This window comes from Pseudomonas mercuritolerans (assembly GCF_025706525.1).
GTDB lineage: Bacteria > Pseudomonadota > Gammaproteobacteria > Pseudomonadales > Pseudomonadaceae > Aquipseudomonas > Aquipseudomonas mercuritolerans.
In genome coordinates this window covers 122,126-140,619 of record NZ_JAMSHA010000012.1, presented here as the reverse complement: position 1 = coordinate 140,619, position 18,494 = coordinate 122,126, and the positions used below count along the sequence as shown (strand labels likewise).

13 protein-coding genes, 2 rRNA genes and 1 pseudogene are annotated in these 18,494 nt (G+C 60.1%); 6 read left to right on the top strand and 10 right to left on the bottom strand.

Going from position 1 to position 18,494, the window contains the following annotated elements; translation table 11 throughout:
• Positions 1-81: ribosomal RNA gene (gene rrf / locus ND528_RS28730) — 5S ribosomal RNA — on the top strand; the annotation flags it as partial.
• 105 nt (positions 82-186) lie between these two features.
• Positions 187-302 (top strand): 5S ribosomal RNA (rrf, locus tag ND528_RS27285).
• 67 nt (positions 303-369) lie between these two features.
• On the opposite strand, the gene ND528_RS27280 is transcribed toward rrf (ND528_RS27285), so the two are convergent.
• From ND528_RS27280 to ND528_RS27265, 4 genes are all read right to left on the bottom strand, one after another.
• The gene (locus ND528_RS27280; RefSeq protein ID WP_263471671.1) at positions 370-1,548 is read right to left on the bottom strand and encodes a PepSY-associated TM helix domain-containing protein; all 1,179 of its coding nucleotides are present in this window, start codon (positions 1,546-1,548) and stop codon (positions 370-372) included.
• A 75-nt stretch (positions 1,549-1,623) separates the two neighbouring features.
• Positions 1,624-4,128 carry a TonB-dependent siderophore receptor gene (locus tag ND528_RS27275; RefSeq protein WP_263471670.1) on the bottom strand — a complete coding sequence of 835 codons (2,505 nt, stop codon included), beginning with the start codon at positions 4,126-4,128 and terminating at the stop codon, positions 1,624-1,626.
• A gap of 86 nt (positions 4,129-4,214) precedes the next feature.
• Positions 4,215-5,216 carry a FecR domain-containing protein gene (locus tag ND528_RS27270; RefSeq protein ID WP_263471669.1) on the bottom strand — a complete coding sequence of 334 codons (1,002 nt, stop codon included), beginning with the start codon at positions 5,214-5,216 and terminating at the stop codon, positions 4,215-4,217.
• Positions 5,216-5,716: a sigma-70 family RNA polymerase sigma factor gene (locus ND528_RS27265; RefSeq protein WP_039764190.1), complete on the bottom strand. Its 501-nt coding sequence runs from the start codon at positions 5,714-5,716 to the stop codon at positions 5,216-5,218. Before ND528_RS27265 ends, ND528_RS27270 begins: the two co-directional genes overlap by 1 nt.
• A gap of 261 nt (positions 5,717-5,977) precedes the next feature.
• Here ND528_RS27265 and ND528_RS28565 point away from each other — a divergent pair.
• A pseudogene (locus tag ND528_RS28565) lies at positions 5,978-7,054 on the top strand (HAMP domain-containing protein); the annotation flags it as partial.
• Between the two features lie 69 nt (positions 7,055-7,123).
• Positions 7,124-7,909 carry a methyl-accepting chemotaxis protein gene (locus ND528_RS28560; RefSeq protein ID WP_370593577.1) on the top strand — a complete coding sequence of 262 codons (786 nt, stop codon included), beginning with the start codon at positions 7,124-7,126 and terminating at the stop codon, positions 7,907-7,909.
• A gap of 126 nt (positions 7,910-8,035) precedes the next feature.
• Here the strand turns inward: ND528_RS28560 and ND528_RS27255 are convergent, their stop codons facing one another.
• The 5 genes from ND528_RS27255 to ND528_RS27235 form a co-directional block, all read right to left on the bottom strand.
• On the bottom strand, positions 8,036-8,503 hold the full coding sequence (locus ND528_RS27255) for an SRPBCC family protein (RefSeq protein WP_263471667.1): 468 nt from the start codon (positions 8,501-8,503) through the stop codon (positions 8,036-8,038).
• A gap of 22 nt (positions 8,504-8,525) precedes the next feature.
• Positions 8,526-11,918, bottom strand: coding sequence for an amino acid adenylation domain-containing protein (locus ND528_RS27250; protein ID WP_263471666.1), 3,393 nt, complete (start codon positions 11,916-11,918; stop codon positions 8,526-8,528).
• A gap of 10 nt (positions 11,919-11,928) precedes the next feature.
• Positions 11,929-12,858: a diiron oxygenase gene (locus tag ND528_RS27245; RefSeq protein WP_263471665.1), complete on the bottom strand. Its 930-nt coding sequence runs from the start codon at positions 12,856-12,858 to the stop codon at positions 11,929-11,931.
• The gene (locus ND528_RS27240) at positions 12,855-13,631 is read right to left on the bottom strand and encodes a DUF3050 domain-containing protein (RefSeq protein ID WP_263471664.1); all 777 of its coding nucleotides are present in this window, start codon (positions 13,629-13,631) and stop codon (positions 12,855-12,857) included. The genes ND528_RS27245 and ND528_RS27240 overlap by 4 nt, the downstream gene beginning before the upstream one ends.
• Before the next feature lie 698 nt (positions 13,632-14,329).
• Positions 14,330-15,040: a GntR family transcriptional regulator gene (locus tag ND528_RS27235; protein WP_137216270.1), complete on the bottom strand. Its 711-nt coding sequence runs from the start codon at positions 15,038-15,040 to the stop codon at positions 14,330-14,332.
• A 196-nt stretch (positions 15,041-15,236) separates the two neighbouring features.
• Here ND528_RS27235 and lapG point away from each other — a divergent pair, with 196 nt between their 5' ends.
• On the top strand, positions 15,237-15,929 hold the full coding sequence (gene lapG / locus ND528_RS27230; protein WP_041479715.1) for a cysteine protease LapG: 693 nt from the start codon (positions 15,237-15,239) through the stop codon (positions 15,927-15,929).
• Between the two features lie 14 nt (positions 15,930-15,943).
• A complete protein-coding gene (gene lapD, locus ND528_RS27225) occupies positions 15,944-17,890 on the top strand; it encodes a cyclic di-GMP receptor LapD (RefSeq protein ID WP_263471663.1) in 1,947 nt (648 codons plus the stop codon).
• Between the two features lie 209 nt (positions 17,891-18,099).
• On the opposite strand, the gene ND528_RS27220 is transcribed toward lapD, so the two are convergent.
• Positions 18,100-18,438, bottom strand: coding sequence for a hypothetical protein (locus ND528_RS27220; RefSeq protein ID WP_016772279.1), 339 nt, complete (start codon positions 18,436-18,438; stop codon positions 18,100-18,102).
• Between the last annotated feature and the right edge of the window lie 56 nt (positions 18,439-18,494).

Here is an 18,494-nt window from a genome sequence, read left to right as displayed (position 1 = left end):
CATCCCGAACTCAGCAGTGAAACGATGCATCGCCGATGGTAGTGTGGGGTTTCCCCATGTGAGAGTAGGTCATCGTCAAGATTAAATTCCGAAACCCCAATTGCGAAAGCAGTTGGGGTTTTGTTTTAGTAGAAGTTCCTGTTTTTGCTGGCTTGTTACCGTGTTGACGGGCCAGATAAAGAATTTCTTGACGACCATAGAACATTGGAACCACCTGATCCCATCCCGAACTCAGAAGTGAAACGATGTATCGCCGATGGTAGTGTGGGGTTTCCCCATGTGAGAGTAGGTCATCGTCAAGATTGAATTCCGAAACCCCTGTCTGCTAACGCAGACAGGGGTTTTGTCATTTCAGCGTGTACAAAAAGATCAAGCTATTCGGCGAGTCTTGCTGCTGCGTCTTGCCTGCCACTTGCGCCACCAGATATAAACGCCCGTCCCTGACAACCCCGCAATCAACACACCCAGTAACGCGATCATTACCTGCCCTGTCACCCCGATGATCCGTCCTCCATGTATGGGCAACTGAAGTCGATAGAACTGCTCTCCAAGCGTGCCCTGTCCCGCGATCTCCTGTCCCAATAATCGGCCATCGGTACCGTGAAAGAACAACCAGGATTTTCCATGGGCGTCCGTATCGTGCTGTCCAAATCCTGCGCCGTAGAAGTTGTACTCAAAGCTGTAATACAACTCGCCGATTGCCGCCGTCAGTCCTAATCGTTTCCCTTCCTGCAATGCCCTTTCGTACGCCTGTTGATAACTCAACTGTGTCGTCCCCAGTTGATTGGCGGGCATTCGTCCTCTGGCTTCATAAACGCTCGGCTCGATGGGCGAAAACAACGAAACTGCAGGCTTGAACACCTGGCTCGGCAAGTTCATCGCCACGCTGCTGACGGCGATCGGTAACAGCAGCAGCCACAACCACAATCCTCCGGCGCGATGCAGGTCGAAGTTCAAGCGGTAGGCATGCCCGCCTTTGACCTTCCATGCAGTAGCCCACTTCTTCCAGAATGGCTTGCCGCGCGGCAAGGTCAGCCACAATGCGACAAAACAGTCGATCACCCACGCGATGGCGACCCCACCCATCAACAGCAGTCCCCAGTTACCGGGCAATGTCAGGTTGTAGTGAAACTCCAGAATGAACGGAATGAAGTTCTCCCGCTGAAAGCAGCATTCACCCCAGTAGCGCGCGCCTTTTTGCTCCGCACTGACCGGGTCTAGATAGAACACCTGATTGCGCTCATCAAACGGCTGGCCCGTCGCCGGATCCTTACGGGGAACGGCCGCCAGTAGCGCCGTATGCCCCGTCTCATGGGGATACTCCATGTACCAGACTTGCAGTTTCGGATGTGCAGTCTGCACCGCATCTACCAACGCGCCCGGCGACAAGCGCTCACCCACTGACGTCGCCTCGTAGAACTGCGGATTCAGCCATTCATCGAGTTCGTGATTGAACGCCAGCACACTGCCGGTCAGCCCGGCCAACAATAAAAACGTCGCAGTGGCCAAGCCAATGTACCGATGCAACAAAACCAGAAACGCACGCATACAAAACACCCCGAAGAAACGACAAAGCCAGCCCCTGATAGCAGGGGCTGGCTTTTTTATGCACAGGACATAGCTTTAGAACTGATAGCTGACGGTCGCCGCTACGTTGCGTTCTTCGCCCATGTAGCAGAAGTTCAGACTGGCGCAGGATGCGACATAGGATTCATTGGTCAGGTTGTTCGCGTTGAGCCGAACATCAACACCCTTCAAACCAATCTTGCCCAGGTCATAACCAATCGAGGCATCGAACAGCGTGTAAGACGGCACCTTCATCGTGTTCTCCGCATCGGCCCAGCTGTAGCCGACATAGCGCACCCCACCGCCCAAGCGCAGCCCATCAAGTGCGGCACTGTCGAACTTGTAGTCAGCCCACAGCGAGGCCATGTGTCGCGGCGCCTGAGTCGGTGAGTTGCCCTTGTTTTCGATGACATCGGTCGGCGTGCTCAAGGTGCTGATCATCGATTTGGAATATTCGATATCAGTGAAGGTGTAACTGCCGAGCACTTTCAAGTTATCGGTCAGTTGCATGTGCGCTTCCAGCTCCAGACCTTGCGAGCGTACGGCGCCGACCGCGCGATAGAAGTTCTCCTGCGGTAGTTTGGTCGCGAGGTTTTCCTGATCGATGCGAAACAGCGAGGCGGTAAACAGGTTGTCAGTGCCCGGCGGCTGATACTTCAAGCCGACCTCCCACTGCGTGCCATCGGTAGGGGCCAGTGGATTACCGGCGCTGTCAGCATAGGAGTTCGGGTTAAACGACTCGGAGTAGCTGATGTATGGCGCCAGACCGTTATCAAACAGATATAAAGCGCCGGCACGCCCAGTGAGTTTCGTGCGCCGATCATTGATCTCTGTACCCACCGGCCGCCCCGCTTCGGCGATACGGTTTTCATCGGATGTCTCGACCCAGTCCTGACGCAGGCCCAGCGAGAAGCGCCACTTGTCCATCTCGATCAGGTCTTGCAGGTACACACCGGTCTGTTCGAGGCGACGCAGATAGCTGGTGTCGCCGTACATCTCGATCGCCGAGTTGCCGTACACCGGATTGAACGCATTGATCGGAGCCAGCCCACCGCTGGTCCAGTCGACCACGGTTTTGCGCCGTTGATAATCCGCGCCCATCAGCACCGTGTGCCTGGTCGCGCCGGTGAAGAATTCGGCCTGCAGCATGTTGTCGACGATGAACGCATGCAGGCGCTCATCACCGCCGGTGTAATAGCGGTTCAGTTCATTGCTGGTCGGGGTGGTCCAGCCATAGGCGTAGACCTGATCCATGTTCACTTTGGAATCGAGATAGCGGAAGTTCTGCCGGGCGGTGAAGACATCGTTGAAGCGATGCTCGAACTGATAGCCGAACGACTGCTGGTCACGGGAGTAACCATCGATCCCCGGCTCGCCCTCGAAGAAGCGCGGCGAGATGCGTTCGCCATTGCGCTGATGGATCGTGCCGTCCGCCGGAACGCCGCCGTGATAGCCGCCGTCCGGATCGTGCTGCAGATAGGCTTGCAGAGTCAGCGAGGTGTCTTCGCTGAAATCGATGCTCAGCGTCGGCGCGAGGGCGAAGCGTTTTTCCTTGTTATGGTCGAATTGCGTGTCGGACTGATCGCTCAATCCGGTCAGACGATAGGCAATGCGCTTGTCGTCATCGACCGGGCCGCTGAAGTCAAACCCAACCCCACGCTGGCCTTGCGTCCCCACTGTGGCCTGCACCTGATGGTAGGCCTCATACAACGGCTTTTTGCTGGTCAACGCGACCAGACCGCCGGGCGAGCTACGGCCGTACAGCACGGACGACGGGCCTTTGAGAATGTCCACACGCTCAAGGAAATACGGATCGACCTGCATGGTGCTGTAGGTGCCGCTGTCGCCCATCGACTTGAGGCCGTCGAGGTAGATGTTGTCCACCGAGCCGTCGTTGAAACCGCGCATCGCCACGTAGTCGTAACGGTGCGTGGCGCCGTACGGGTTGGTCAGCACGCCCGGGGTGTAGCGCATCGCTTGCGAGACGGTTTGCGAACCCTGGTCATCCATTTGCTCGCGTGTGACCACGGATACGCTTTGCGAGGTCTCCAGCAGCGCGGTACTGGTCTTGGTGGCGATCTGGCTGTGGGTGGCGTTGTAGCCGGCCATGCTGCCCAGGGCGTTGCCGAGGGCGAAGCCTTTGATGTCGGTGGTCGGCAAGGCCAGTGCTTCGCTTTCAGCGACTGGGCGCAGGATGTAGCTGCTGCCGTCCTGGCTGACGGCTTCCAGTCCGGTACCGCCGAGCAAATGGCTCAAGGCCTGATCGGTCGAATATTCGCCCTGCACGCCGGGAGATTGCTGACCTTGAGTCTGTTGCGGCGTCATCGCCAAGGTGATGCCGGCCTGCCGGGCGAACTGATTCAATGCCTCGCCCAATGGCCCTGCAGCAATGTTGTAGCGGTGGCTGATCTCGGTGCCGGCAGTGTTGGCGGCCAGACCCAGACTTGGTAATACGCTGACGCCCAGCGCGGAGGACAACAGTGCTGCCCGAACCGCATGGCGCAGCGGTGCCGATGGTGCAGTGAAATTCAGAGGATTCTTACAAATGGCGCGGACAGTCATTGTGGATTTCCGTAGGCAGTCGCGGGGGCTGAGTTGAAGTGCTTACTGACTAAGCCGGACTGCCTGCGAAAACCCGCCAAAAATAATCACACCGCACGTTCCAGGGTCACCCACCAGCGGGTGCGATAACGCAATTGCACCGGCAGCGTCTGCGGCAGGACCGCCAGCAGCCTGTCGGTGTCCTCCAGGCGGAACACCCCAGAAAGGCGCAGGTCTGCGATCTCCGCCGAACAATTGAGATAACCCGGGCGATAACGGCCGACTTCAGCGAGGAAGTCACCCAGCCGCATATTGCGTGTGACAATCAAACCGTCGAGCCAGGCGCCCGCATCCATATCCGGCGTCGGCGCTGCGCGCAAACCGCTTTGATCGACCAGAAAACTCTGCCCTGCGAGTGCTTCGAGGGAATGACCGCCAGCGCGAACCAACACCCGGCCACGGGTAACGCTGAGCCGCGTGCACTGTTCTTCCTGACGCAAAATGAAACGCGCATCGACCGGCGCATAAGTGCCGTGGCGATTCTGTATGCGCAGCGGTCGATCGGTCGCCGCGCCCTCGTCAGAGCCGCCGCAGGTAACGATGATCTCGCCACGGGTCAGTTTGATCAGGCGCTGCTGCGCGGTGTAATCCAGATCCACGGCGCTGGCGGTGTTGAGTTCGATGCGCGTGCCGTCGGGCAACTGGAAACCGCGCCGTTCGCCGGTCGCCGTCGCGTAGTCGGCACTCCATTGCTGCCAGGCGGCGCTGTCCTTGGCCAGCCACGCGGCGGAGCCCATCAACAGCGCGCCCGTCAACAACTTCAAGGCCTGGCGTCGGCCTAGCCCCTGCGCACTGTTTTCCAAGGTGTTGAAAGCGACCTGCGCACCCGGCACGGCGCGCAGACTGGAACTCAATTCGGCTTGCAGCGACTGCACCCGCTGCCAGGCGATTTCATGTTCATGATGCTCGGCGCGCCACTGCTCACATTGGCGAGTCAGCCGCGAATTGCCGTGGTTGTTGCGCAGCCGCAGCAGCCAGTGAATCGCTTGCTTGACCACGTGTTGGCGCGGTTCGACGCGGCGGGCGAGTGAGAGGTTATCCACAGGCATCAGTTTTCATACCGCAACACATAGCAGTGATACAGCGCATCGGCGACGTAGCGTTCCACTGAACGTACCGACACGCCCAACTGCTCGGCGATCTGTTTGTGAGTCAAACCTTCGCACTGCGCCAGGAGAAACGCCTGACGCACTTTCGGCTTAAGTCCTTCCAGCATGCGCGCAATGCTTTCCAGCAGTTCCAGCACCAACGCGCGCGATTCGGCGTCAGGTACTTCGCCTTCAGGCAAGTGAGCAATGGTTTCCAGATAGGCCCGCTCGATTTCCTCGCGGCGCCAATGGTCTATCACCAGACCGCGCGCGATGGTTCGCAAGAAAGCTCGGGGCGCTTTCAGTTCGAGGCGTTCGGTACGTTGCAGCAGGCGCAGGAAGGTGTCCTGAGCCAGATCCGCTGCATCCGCTGCGTTGCCCAGCCGCGCGCGCAGCCAAGCGTTGAGCCAGCCGTGATGACTACCGTAAAGCGCCTGTACGACCAACTCAGGTGAAGACATGACCACGCCAGCCCGAACGTCACAAATGATAATTAGTCGCATTGTCATCAAGGGTTACAGATTTTGCAACTGTCGCCCCCATGTTGATGCGAAAAATTCCCTCGCAGCCGCTCTGGCACGCCGTTCGGCGGGAATCCTGCACAAACCCGGTTCATTTCTCACGCGCCCCTAAGATTTCTCCGCCGCTGGCCGACAGACTGGTGAGAAATGCGTGCACCAAAGTAGAGCGGCCAGAAGAACGCTGCCTGCGCCGTACATGGAATGTTGCATCCGGAAACGCATCCCCACTCTTGGCATAAGAAGTCCCATGAAATGAATCTCAAGTTCAGCCATAAAATCCTCCTGGCCGCTTCGGGCGTCGTGGTCCTGGCGTTCGCGTTGTTCACGCTCTACAACGATTATCTGCAGCGAAACACCATTCGCCAGAACCTGCAGTCCTCCGTGCAGCAGGCCGGTGACCTGACCGCCAGCAGCGTGCAGAACTGGATGAGCGGGCGAATTCTGGTGCTGGAAAACCTCGCGCAGAACGTTGCCCATCAGGGCAAGAATGCCGACCTCCCCGGCCTTGTCGATCAACCGGCCTTCACGTCGAACTTCCAGTTCACTTATGTCGGGCAGGCCAACGGTGTCTTCACCCAGCGTCCCGATGCGAAGATGCCGGACGGTTACGATCCGCGTCAGCGCCCTTGGTACAAGCAGGCCGTGGCGGCCGACAAAACCATGCTGACGCCGCCGTACATGGCGGCCGTCGGTGGCCTGGTGGTGACCATCGCCATGCCGGTGAAAAAGGACGGTGAATTGCTCGGTGTGGTCGGCGGTGACCTGAGCCTGGAAACCCTGGTGAAGATCATCAACTCGGTGGACTTCGGTGGCCTCGGCCATGCGTTTCTGGTCAGTGCCGACGGTCAGGTGATCGTCAGCCCGGACAAAGATCAGGTGATGAAAAACCTCAAGGATATTTACCCGAACACCAGCGTGCGCATCGAGAAGGGTAACCAGAACGTCGTGCTCAACGGTCAGGAACGTATTCTCTCGTTCACTCCGGTCAGCGATTTGCCGAATGCGCAGTGGTATATCGGTCTGTCGATCGATCGCGACAAGGCCTACGCCGCCCTCAGCCAATTCCGCACCTCGGCGCTGATCGCCATGTTTGTCGCAGTCGCGGCGATTGCGTTGCTGTTGAGCCTGTTGATCAACGTGTTGATGCGGCCGCTGACCACCATGGGCCGCGCGATGAAAGACATCGCCCAAGGCGAGGGCGATCTGACCCGCCGTCTGGTGGTCGAGAGCAAAGACGAGTTCGGTGAACTGGGCAGCGCGTTTAACCAGTTCGTTGAACGGATTCACGCATCGATTTCCGAAGTGTCGTCGGCGACCCGTCACGTACATGACCTGTCGCAACGGGTGATGGCTTCCTCCAACGCTTCGATCGTCGGTTCCGATGAGCAAAGTGCACGCACCAACAGCGTCGCGGCGGCGATCAATCAGCTGGGCGCCGCCACTCAGGAGATTGCGCGCAACGCCGCGGATGCTTCGCAGCACGCCAGTGGCGCTTCCGAGCAGGCCGATGATGGTCGTCAGGTGGTCGAGCAGACCATTCAGGCGATGACCGAGCTGTCGCAGAAGATCAGCCTGTCGTGCACGCAGATCGAAACCCTGAACGCGAGCACCGACAACATTGGCCACATTCTCGATGTGATCAAAGGCATCTCGCAGCAGACCAACCTGCTGGCGCTCAACGCTGCCATCGAGGCCGCGCGTGCCGGTGAAGCCGGGCGCGGCTTCGCCGTGGTCGCCGATGAGGTGCGTAACCTTGCGCATCGCACCCAGGAATCGGCGGAAGAGATCCACAAAATGATCACCTCGCTGCAGGTCGGCTCGCGCGAAGCGGTGAGCACGATGAACGCCAGCCAGGCGTCCAGCGAGCAGAGCGTGGAAGTGGCGAATCAGGCCGGTCTGCGTCTGGTCAGCGTGACCCAGCGCATCGGCGAAATCGACGGTATGAACCAGTCGGTGGCCGCTGCGACTGAGGAGCAGACGGCGGTGGTGGAAACGCTGAACGTCGACGTCAACCAGATCAACCTGTTGAACCAGCAGAGCGTGGCCAACCTCAACGAAACGTTGAAGGATTGTGATGCGTTGTCGCAGCAGGCGAACCGGTTGAAGCAGTTGGTCGACAGCTTCAAGATCTGATTTACAGATCGCAGACCGCGTTATCGTTCTTCGCGAGCAGGCTCGCTCCCACAGGGAAATGCATTCCAAATGTGGGAGCGAGCCTGCTCGCGAAAGCGGCGGTTCAATCACCGCCAAACCGATGCCTTAGACAAACAGCTTCAGCACATTGCCCATCGCATCATCGGCAAACCCCTGCACGAAATCCCTGAACCCCGGCAATGCTTCATCCCCACCCGCAGCCGGTTCGGCAATGATCGTCCAGGTCGCTCGCGACTTCCCTGCGCTCAGCGATTCCACCTGCATCGCCGCCCACAGGTTCGCCACCCCCAACGTGTTGTAGATCGTCGTCCAGGTCATGCGCCGCGCCTGTTCATCGCGCGAGTTGAGTTGTTCGACCACGACGTTGCCGTCCTTGAAGATTTTCTTGCGCAGCGATGACACGCCCTCGCCGGTCATTTCGATGTGCGACAGCGCCGGAATGAATCGATCGAAGCCGGCGAAATTGCCGACCACCACCCAGACTTTTGCCGCGTCCGCCGGCAATTCCACCGACGACACAACGTGGCAGCCTTGCGGGTTTTTGATCAGGGTGTCGGGTTGCAGATTGCTCATGGTGTTGCTCCTTGTTGATGAGTCAGATGAAGTTGATTTCTTTCAGGTAGTCGCAGCCGCGACGCAGCAGCGCCGGGGATTTCTGTGGGTAGTGCGCGCCCATCTGCTGCACGCCGGCCTCGGCGTTGGCGTGACCGATAAGGGAGATGTCGCCGATGTCTTCTTCGAAGCCGTTGAGGTAGAAACCGAGCACGCCAAACAGCGCGTTGTCGGCGTCGACCCGACTCAATTGCTGCTGCCAGTCGGCGACGCTGACCAGCGCAAATTCGCTGCCGGTTTCGCGGAACGACGCGACGTAGGCATCCCAGCTCAGCGGCTCGGGATTGTGCAGATTGAACACCGCGCGATCCGCTGAATAACGGCTGGCATGAAAGGCGATGAAGCGGGCGAGAAAGTCCACCGGCATCAGGTCGAAATTCAGCGCAAACGCCGGCACCTGACCGAGCTGGATCGAGCCTTTGAGCATCAGCATCAAGCGGTTCTTGTGCGGCTGGCAAACGCCGCTGAGGCTGTTGAAACTGATGTTGCCAGGGCGATAAAGATTGACCCGCACACCGCGCTCACGCGCCCGTTCGAGAATGCGTTCGCCGACCCATTTCGACAGGTTGTAGCCGTTGCGAATATAGATCGGCGGCGTCGCTGCGGCGGGCAGTTCCAGCACTCGGCCGGCGTCATCCACGGTGCTGGATGCCGACAGGGTCGAGACGAAGTTGAAGACCTTTTTGCGCTGCCCTTCGCACAGCTTCAGCAGGGCGAAAATCGGCTCGACGTTGTCCGCCGCCAGGGACTCGTAATCGAGCACGTGGTTGACGTTGGCGGCGTTGTGCACCAGCGCACCGAACTCGCGGTCCAGGCGCTGATAATCCTCGTCGCCCAGGCCCAGTTGCGGGCGACTGATGTCTGCCGCATAGACTCGCACGCGGCGGAGGTCGAGATGCTCGAGACGGTTTTCGCGCAACGCTTGGGCGAAGCGTTGCGCCGCTGTTTGCCCCGCGCCGTCGCGCACAAGACAGGCCACCTCGCTGGCGCCCCAACCGAGCAGCGCTTCGACGATGTGCACGCCGACAAAACTGTTGGCACCGCTGACGATGACCTTGTGCACATCGCCCATGCGGCTGATCGGCAGCGGTTCGATGTCCAGCGCGCGCTCGGCGTCGGCCATGGCCTGGGCGCTGAGTACCGCGCTGTCGTCGGTGCCGCGCACCAGCGTCGCCAGTTTGCTGATCGTCGGCAGTTCGATGAAGCGGTTGATCGAAATGCTTCGGCCGAATTCCTCACGCAAGCGCAGCAACATCCGCGACAGCAGAATCGAATGACCGCCGAGATTGAAGAAGCTTTCATCAGTGGAAATGTCGCTGGTAGGCAGTTCCAGCAGTTCGGCCCAGACCTCAAGAAGCAGCGCTTCGTCAGCATTGGCCGGCAGGCATTTCGCAGCGCTGTCCTGCACCGTCACCGGCAATGCCAACAGCGCCTTGCGATCGACTTTGCCGTTACTGGCGAACGGCATGTGCTTAAGTTCGGTCCATGCCACGGGTTGCATGTAGTCCGGCAGAAACTGCCGGGCGTGGGCTTTCAGTTGGTCCCGGGCAGTCTCGGTCTGTGGCTGGGCGAGGAACGCCAGTATGCGTCGCTGACTGTCGATGACCACGGCGATCTGCCGATACAAGCGGCTCTCGCGCAGGCAGCGCTCGATCTCTTCCGGCTCGACGCGAAAGCCACGGATTTTCACCTGATTGTCGCGTCGCCCGCACAGCTCGATACCGTGCTCGCCCCACTTGGCCATGTCGCCGCTGCGGTAGGCGCGCAGGGTTTCGCCGCCGGGCAGTGACAGGCTCAGATAGCGCTCGGCGGTCTGCTGCGGATTGTTCAGGTAACCGAGACAGACACCGGGGCCGACGATGAACAGCTCACCGACGGTTTGATCGGGCACCGGTTGCAGATCGTCGTCGAGAATCAGCACCCGACTGTTGGCGATCGGCCCTCCCAGCGTGCGGTTGCTGTCGCCCGGTTTGAGCTGGCGCGCGGTGATCAGCACGGTGGCTTCGGTCGGGCCGTACAGGTTGTGCAGGGTGCCTTGGCGGGTCAATTGATCGATGACGTACGGCTCGCAGACATCGCCGCCGGTCATCACCTGCACGCTCTCCAGTTGCTCCAGCGGCAGGATGCTCAACAGCGCCGGTGGCAGGAAGGCGTGGGTCAGTTGCCGCCGGCGAATCAGTGCAACCAGCTGCAAAGGATCGCGGCGCTGGGTGTCGTCGGGCACTACCAGTTCCGCCCCTGCGAGCAGGCTGGGGAAGATGTCGATCAACGACGAATCGAAGCTCAGCGAAGAGAACTGCAACACCCGACTCTCGGCGCGCAACTGCACGTAGTCGGTGTACCACGCGGTGAAGTGGGCGAGATTGGCCTGGCTGAGCAGCACGCCTTTCGGATGCCCGGTGGTGCCCGAGGTGTAGAGCGCCATGCACGGCGCATCAAGTTCCGGGCGGTGCTGCATCAGCGGCCGGTCGAGATCGGCGTTCGGCGCTTCGATGCCACTGACATCCAGCCCCGCTATCGACTCGCTGGGCGCCTGCTGTCCATCGTGAAGCAACAGCACCGCGCCGGCGTTTTCCAGGATGTATTGCTGACGCGGCAATGGATGGCTCGGCTCCAGCGGCAAGTACACCGCGTCGCTGCCGAGAATCGCCAGAATCGAGGCGAACAGCGCCGGGCTTTTACCTTGGCAGACACCGACCACCCACGGCTGCGGATGTTGCTCGAGCAAGGGCAGCAGGCGCTGTTGAATCGCGCGGCTGTGGGCGTGCAGCTGCTCGTAGCTGATGGTCTTCCCGCCGACATGCAGCGCCGGTCGTTCGGCATGTTCGATCAGGCTTTGTCGCAGGCGCTCGATCAGCGGGATCTGCGCTTGTTGCAGCAGCGCCGGATTTGCCGTGTCGTTGAGACGGTGGACATACGCCAGTTTGTCGAGAAACAGCAGGTCTTCCAGCCGTTCGAAATCCGGCGCTTTGAGGGCCGGGGCATGGCGCAAATAATCGGCGTCGCGGGAAAAGCGGCTGACCAGCAACGCCACTTCGTCGACCACATGGGCGAGCGCTCGTTGGCGTAGCGACTGACCGTTGCCGGACGGCTCATCGCCGATCGGTACGCGGCTGATCAGCGACGAGCCGAGGAAGCACAGCAAGTCGAGGGTCGGCAGGCCGCCATGCTCTTGCGCGGCGACACCCAGGCGCAGGTGCAGATGCGGGATGGCGCAGAAGTCGCCGGCAGCGATAAAGCCATCGTCGATGATCAGATCCACCGCCGCTTGAGTGGCGCCCCTGCGGGTCACAGCATGGCCATGCTGTTCGAGCTCCCGGGCCAGATCGGTCATGGCCTGGCTGGCGCCGGTGAGCAAAATGTCGAGACGTTTCATGTCGGCCTCCTCAAACCAGATAGTCGCGCAGGGCGTGCTGCACGCACTGTGTGTCGAGCAGCGAGCTGTTGTGGAAAAACCTGACGATGTTGCCCACCAACGGGTGGTGGCGATTGATCGGGAAGGCCAGTCCAGCGATTTCCTCGCGCAGTGAATGCCGCGTGGTTTCGCTGACCGGCAGCGCATCGATCAGGCGCAAATCGAAGGACTTCTGGATGTCGTTGGTCAGGTAATGGCCGATGAACACCGGCAGAATCTGCGCGATGGTCTCGCGATCCGCGTCGCTGGCGGTGTGCCAATAGATGCGCACCATCCGCGCCCAGAAACTCGAATGGCGACCCTCGTCGAGCAAGTGATCGGCCATCAGGCCTTTGATCGACGGCTTGACCGAGTCATCGCGGGCGAACGCGGCGACGTCGCCGGTCACGGTGTTTTCGGCGATCGCCACGCAGATCAATTCCACCGCGCTGCGCAGGTGTTCCGGTGCCAGCGCAACAGCGGCGGGAATCGCCCGGCTCAGTTCGATTTCATCGGGCAATTGGATCGGCTCGATACCGGTCAGCGCGACCGTTTGCTGCATGAAATCCATCGCCACCAGCGCGTGGTAATCCTCATCGACCACCACGGTCATCGCGTCGTAGCGACAGGCGAACGGGAACGCCACGGCAAAGCGATTCTTGGCGATGCTGCGGGCGGTCTTGTCGACGATTTCGGTCTCGAAAATCACTACGTCGTTGATGAATTTGTACAACGTCTGCACCAGGGCGAAATCACGTTGTTGCGGGCATTCACGCAGGAAGGTTTCGCTGAGTACCAGCGGCTGGCGGCTGAGCGGGTAGATCAGGCGCTGATCGTCTTCCAGCAGCCGCCGGGGACGGGTGCGAATGGTCGCGCGGCTTTCCCAGGCGTCGGCGAAGGATTGATAGTCGGCGGCGTTCATTGGGCCACCTCGGCAACTTCCACGCCCATGCTCAGGCGCAGCCCGTCCCACAAGGCGATGCGGCTTTCCACGGCGGCGATGGCGCTGGCATAAACCTCTGCTGCGCGCTGCGGATCGCCGTCGACCAGACGCTCCAGCAACTGCTCGGCGGCGGGGCCGTGATCTTCGGAATCGACTTCGATATGCCGTTGCAGGTAGTAACGGAAGGTTGGTGCCTGTTCGATGCCGATGCCCCAGTCATCGAGAATGCGCTGGAACATCGTCGGAATGACGCTCTCGCGACCGTGCAGGAACGCGGCGGCAACGCTGTGTCCCGGCGCTTCCAGGGCGACGCGCAAGGTATCGCGGACAAACTGCGCGGCCGCCGGGTCGACGTCGACGCTCTGCAACGCGACGTCATAACTCACGCCTTCCTGCTGCAGGGCGACAAAGCGCTCTACCGCCGTGGTGCTCGCGCCGATCTCGCGCATCGCATCCAGGTACAACTCGAAGTGGCTGTAATGGCCGGCACCGAGGCGATCGTCCGATTCCTCGCCCAGCACAATCTCGTTGATCAACCGCGCCGCGTGGGGATCGCGCGGCGGCAACCAGGGTAAACGCGTGCAGGTCAGTTCCTGTTGCAGGCGCTTTGTCAGCGACATGAAGTCCCATACGGCAAATACATGGGTTTCCATGAAACGGCGTAATACCGATAACGAAGTAATCTCGGAAAAGATCGGGTGAATACTCAGTTCGGCTTTCTTCTGGGCGAGTTGCTGCTTAGTGGGCATCATGATGTCCTTTATCATTGATATGAAATGCACAGTTCTTTCAGTTGCTGTAAGCGGTTGAGCAAGTTGTATGGAAAGTTATCCGGGCAAAGCCTTGCTTGCGATGTGGCCTCGTTGCGGTGCCACGGTTGCTGCGTTTGGTACGTGAGGTATGCCGCGCTGAACAGCGAAGTTCAAACCTGGCGAGAGAAAGCTAATACAGGGCAAAAGCATTTAACAAGTTTATTTTCAATTATTTCGGGTTGGCTTTTTCTCAAGTATGAGAGTTGCCGATAAAACTATTAGGCTGAGTTTTATTTGGGCGTAGTTACTCCTTTCGGCTAATAACGGCCAAAATTGAAAACAAGAGTGAATGCCTCACTCGAAGCAACTTTTTAACTAAGGAGATTGGTTGAATTCATAGGGGCGAAAGTTGGCCTGGACCGGCGCCATGACTTCCTGTTTCCCGTGACAAGGCTCCTTCCGTAGGTTCCTGTTGCGGGGACTGTGCCGTCAGGGCGGCGCGTCCCCGTTCTATAGGGTTGGCGCTGGAAGAGTGCGGGTAAATTGCCGTCACGGCTATTACCGATTGGTCATTGACCCAGAGGAAAACTGCGGCGATCAGGACGGGACAGGCTGCCGCGCGCACGCCGATCCGCTGCCAGGGCTGGCAGCAGAGCGGTCGCGAAGATTTGTAAGGGGATTATTCGACGTGCGAGATATCAGCGCGCGGTGTGGCGCTTCTGTGCCGCGGGAGTCGCGAGGTAGCGGGTGATGACCTCGACGCCACGGTTGAGGTGCTGCTCAAGCATTTCGAGTGAGCGCGGGATGTCTCGCTCGATCACGGCCTGAAGCATGGCGCGATGGTCGTCCTGAGACAGCTTGCCCAGGCCCATGGCTTCCAGATTGAACCGCAGAAAACGTTCTTCTTCGTTCAGGCCGTCCTCCACCAGGCGCAGCAGTCGCTGGTTGGGCGCCTTGCTGTACAGAGCCATGTGGAACAGGCGGTTGAGGCGGCCAATCTCGTTGTAGTCGTGCTGCGCTTCCAGCTCATCGATATAGCCGGCGGCGAGTTGATGCTCGGCCTCAGTCAGCAACGGAATGGACTGCCGCATTGCCTCGGATTCGAGCAGAATGCGCAACTCGTAGGTTTCAGCGGCATCACCCTGAATCAGCGGGGCGACCACGGCGCCTTTGTGCGTGGTGACGCTAAGCAGCTCCTGCGCTTCGAGCTGGCGCAAGGCTTCGCGCACCGGCATGCGGCTGACCCCGAACAGATCGGCCAGATCCTGCTGGCGCAGCGCAGTGCCACAGGGCAGGCGTCCATCGAGAATGGCCGAGCGCAGGGTTTCTTCAATCACCGACCGGGCCAGATGCGCAGGAATCGGTCCTTCGACTTTGATGCTGTGCAGCGGTTTGGGCTTCTGAGTCACGACAACACACCCTGTAGGTCGTAATATTTGGATCCAAATGACACTAGTGATTGCTCTACAGGTTGTCAAACCTTGTAAAACAAAGCGCTGCAATCTCAAGTCTAGCGTGTCTTCGATGATCTCACGGTGCCATTGTTTTTTGCCGGGCTAAGCTTCACCATCAAACGCTTCCTTTCTGTCCTTCTGGAAACCTGCAGTGGCGGTACGTTTCGCGATCCCTCGGACCTTGCGCTGGCTTGGCTGCGCATTGCTGCTGGCCGGCGTCATGCTGGGCGGTCTGCACGCCGATTGGGATTTTTCCGCGATCAGCCGCAAGGCCACGGCTCTTTATGGGCCGCTGGGCGCCGGGCAGCAGCGCATCGACGCCTGGCAGAATCTGCTGGCGACGCAGAAGCAGGCCAGTGAGATGGACAAGCTCAAAGTGGTGAACCTGTTTTTCAACAAGCAGGTGCGTTACGTCGAAGACATCGATCTGTGGCGCGAAGTGGATTATTGGGAAACCCCTATCGAAGCGCTGTGGAAGGGCGCCGGCGACTGCGAAGACTACGCCATCGCCAAGTATTTCAGCCTGCGCCATCTGGGCGTTTCCAGTGACAAGCTGCGCATCACCTACGTCAAGGCGCTGCGCCAGAACCGCGCGCACATGGTGTTGACGTACTATGCGACCCCTGACGCCATGCCGCTGGTGCTCGACAGCCTGATCGATCCGATCCAGCCGGCGTCGCAGCGGACCGATTTGCTGCCGGTCTACTCTTTCAATGCCGAAGGCCTGTATTTGCCCGGCGCGAAGGGCAATAAAAAGGTCGGCGACACCAAACGCCTGTCGCGCTGGCAGGATGTGCTGAAAAAAATGCAGGCCGAAGGTTTCCCGGTCGAGACGACTAACTAGGAGCACGCGCTCAGATGTCTTTGTTCAAACAGCTGTTGATCGCTATCTGTCTGTTCCTGGTCGTGGCCTTCACCGGCAGCTTCATGGTCAGCCTGGAGAGCTCGCGCACCCAGTACGTCAACCAGTTGCGTTCCCACGCGCAGGACGCCGCCACCGCGCTGGCATTGTCGCTGACGCCGAATATCGACGACCCGGCGATGGTCGAGCTGCTGGTCAGTTCGATTTTCGACAGCGGTTATTACGCGAGCATCCGCGTGGTCGACGTGAAGACCGAGCAGACCATTGTCGAGCGCAGCGGTACCCCGGCGGTGAGCAACGTGCCGGACTGGTTCGTCAGATTGATCGGCCTCGAACCAGCGGGTGGCGATGCGCTGGTCAGCCGTGGCTGGGAGCAGGCGGCGCGGGTCGAGGTGGTCAGCCATCCAATGTTCGCCGTGGCCAAGCTATGGCAGAGCGCACTGGGCAGCCTTGGCTGGTTGCTGATCTGCGGCGCACTGAGCGCGGTGCTCGGCGCGCTGTTGCTGCGTCGGCAGTTGAAGCCGCTCGATTACATGGTCCAGCAGTCCCATGCGATTGCCCGCCGCGAGTTTCTCAGCCTGCCGGATCTGCCGCGCACGCCTGAATTGCGTCGCGTGGTGCAGGCAATGAATCAGATGGTCGAGAAGCTCAAGACGCTGTTCCAGGAGCAGGCCGAGCGCAGTGAAAAACTGCGTACCGAGTCCTATCAGGACAACCTCACCGGCCTGGCCAACCGCCGCTATTTCGAGATGCAGTTGAACAACCGCGTGAGCAATCCGGAACAGGCCAGTTCCGGTTACCTGCTGCTGTTGCGGGTCAAGGACCTGGCCGGACTCAACCAGCGTCTCGGCGGCCAGCGTACCGACCAGTTGCTCAAGGCCGTCGGCGAGCAACTGACCCGCGAGTGCGCCAGATATCCACAAACCCAGGATCTGGTGACGCGCATTCGCGGCGGTGAATTTGCCGTGCTGGCGCCGGGGCTAGTGCGCGAGGAAGCGTTGCAGCTGGCGCAGAATCTCGACAATGCCTTGAGCAGCCTGCATGCCACCGGCGCGACCGATGTGCCGGCGGTGGCTTCGATCGGGCTGGCGCCGTTCGCTCACGGTGACTCGCCGCAAGCGGTGCTGACACTGGGCGATCAGGCACTTGCGCAGGCCGAAGGCCAAGGCGAGCAGAATTGGGCGTGCATCGATCAGAGTCTGGTGGCGGAGGTCGGCGATGATCATCACGCTTGGCATCGACTGCTGGATCAAGCGTTGAGTCAGCAGCGTTTCGAGCTGTACTTCCAGCCGGTGGTCGCCGCCCAGGACACGCAGCTGGTGCTGCATTACAAGGTGCTGTCGCGCCTGCTCGACGAGCAGGGCCAGACCATCCCCGCCGGGCGCTTCCTGCCATGGCTGGAGCGCTTCGGCTGGACCGCACGGCTTGACCGGCTGATGCTCGAACGCGTGCTCGAGCAGATGAAAGGGCACGAGGATTCACTGGCGCTGAACCTGTCCTCGGCGACGCTGGCCGACCCGCAGGCATTGAACAAAGTCTTCGAGATTCTGCGCGCGCATTCCAATCTCGGCGCGCGCCTGACCCTGGAAATCGGCGAGGAGCAATTGCCGGATCAAGCAGTGCTGGAGCAGTTGACCCGACGCCTGCGCGAGCTCGGTTTCTCGCTGAGCCTGCAGCGCTTCGGCGGGCGCTTCAGCATGATCGGCAACCTGGCGCGGTTGGGTCTGGCGTACCTGAAGATCGATGGCAGCTACATCCGCGCGATCGATCAGGAGAGCGACAAGCGCCTGTTCATCGAAGCGATCCAGCGCGCGGCGCACAGCATCGATCTGCCGCTGATTGCCGAACGGGTCGAGACTGAAGGGGAGCTGTCAGTGATTCGCGAGATGGGCTTGTATGGCGTGCAGGGGCAGTTGCTCGGTGAGCCGAAGCCTTGGGGGTGAGCCAAGAAGCGCCCTCACCCTAACCCTCTCCCAGAGGGAGAGGGGACTGACCGTGGGATATTTACGAGATACGCCGACGTGCAAGAGCTCCACTGAATCCAAAATCGACTCGATCTCTCAGGTCGATGGATAGCGCAAGACACCTCGATCGGCCCCCTCTCCCTCCGGGAGAGGGCCGGGGTGAGGGTAAGCTTTGGATCTTGGCAGGATCAGATCAACCCGCCCTCATCCTCATCGATCAACTGGCTCAACCCGCCCAGCGCTTCACGCGCCTGGGTGCGGTCCATCAGTTTGGCCTGGGCCGCCGCTGGCAGGTCGGTGACGCGGATCACGCCTTTCTGGGTCAGCACCTGAATCAGGTCGTCGAGTACCCGAATCATTTCAAAGTCGCTCTGCTTGAGCTGTTTGAGGCTGTTTTCCACGGCTTCGTTGGCGTACCACGCCTGAATTTCATGGTTATCGGCGGGCAGCGTTTCCGTGGCCTCGGCGTACGCCGCAGCTTCCACGCGAATCAACTGGCCTTGCGCATCGCGTTGCACGTAAAACATTGAGCATCCCTCACAAATGAACAGCGTCATGCTGTCAGCAGCATAGCCAACTGCGC

Excerpts from the sequence above, each read along its gene's own strand:
- ND528_RS27250 (WP_263471666.1), bottom strand. The coding sequence starts at position 11,918 with ATGAAACGTCTCGACATTTTGCTCACCGGCGCCAGCCAGGCCATGACC.
- ND528_RS27245 (WP_263471665.1), bottom strand. The coding sequence starts at position 12,858 with ATGAACGCCGCCGACTATCAATCCTTCGCCGACGCCTGGGAAAGCCGC.
- ND528_RS27280 (WP_263471671.1), bottom strand. The coding sequence starts at position 1,548 with ATGCGTGCGTTTCTGGTTTTGTTGCATCGGTACATTGGCTTGGCCACT.
- ND528_RS27240 (WP_263471664.1), bottom strand. The coding sequence starts at position 13,631 with ATGATGCCCACTAAGCAGCAACTCGCCCAGAAGAAAGCCGAACTGAGT.
- ND528_RS27255 (WP_263471667.1), bottom strand. The coding sequence starts at position 8,503 with ATGAGCAATCTGCAACCCGACACCCTGATCAAAAACCCGCAAGGCTGC.
- ND528_RS28560 (WP_370593577.1), top strand. The coding sequence starts at position 7,124 with ATGGCTTCCTCCAACGCTTCGATCGTCGGTTCCGATGAGCAAAGTGCA.
- lapD (WP_263471663.1), top strand. The coding sequence starts at position 15,944 with ATGTCTTTGTTCAAACAGCTGTTGATCGCTATCTGTCTGTTCCTGGTC.
- ND528_RS27275 (WP_263471670.1), bottom strand. The coding sequence starts at position 4,128 with ATGACTGTCCGCGCCATTTGTAAGAATCCTCTGAATTTCACTGCACCA.
- ND528_RS27270 (WP_263471669.1), bottom strand. The coding sequence starts at position 5,216 with ATGCCTGTGGATAACCTCTCACTCGCCCGCCGCGTCGAACCGCGCCAA.
- ND528_RS27265 (WP_039764190.1), bottom strand. The coding sequence starts at position 5,716 with ATGTCTTCACCTGAGTTGGTCGTACAGGCGCTTTACGGTAGTCATCAC.
- ND528_RS27220 (WP_016772279.1), bottom strand. The coding sequence starts at position 18,438 with ATGTTTTACGTGCAACGCGATGCGCAAGGCCAGTTGATTCGCGTGGAA.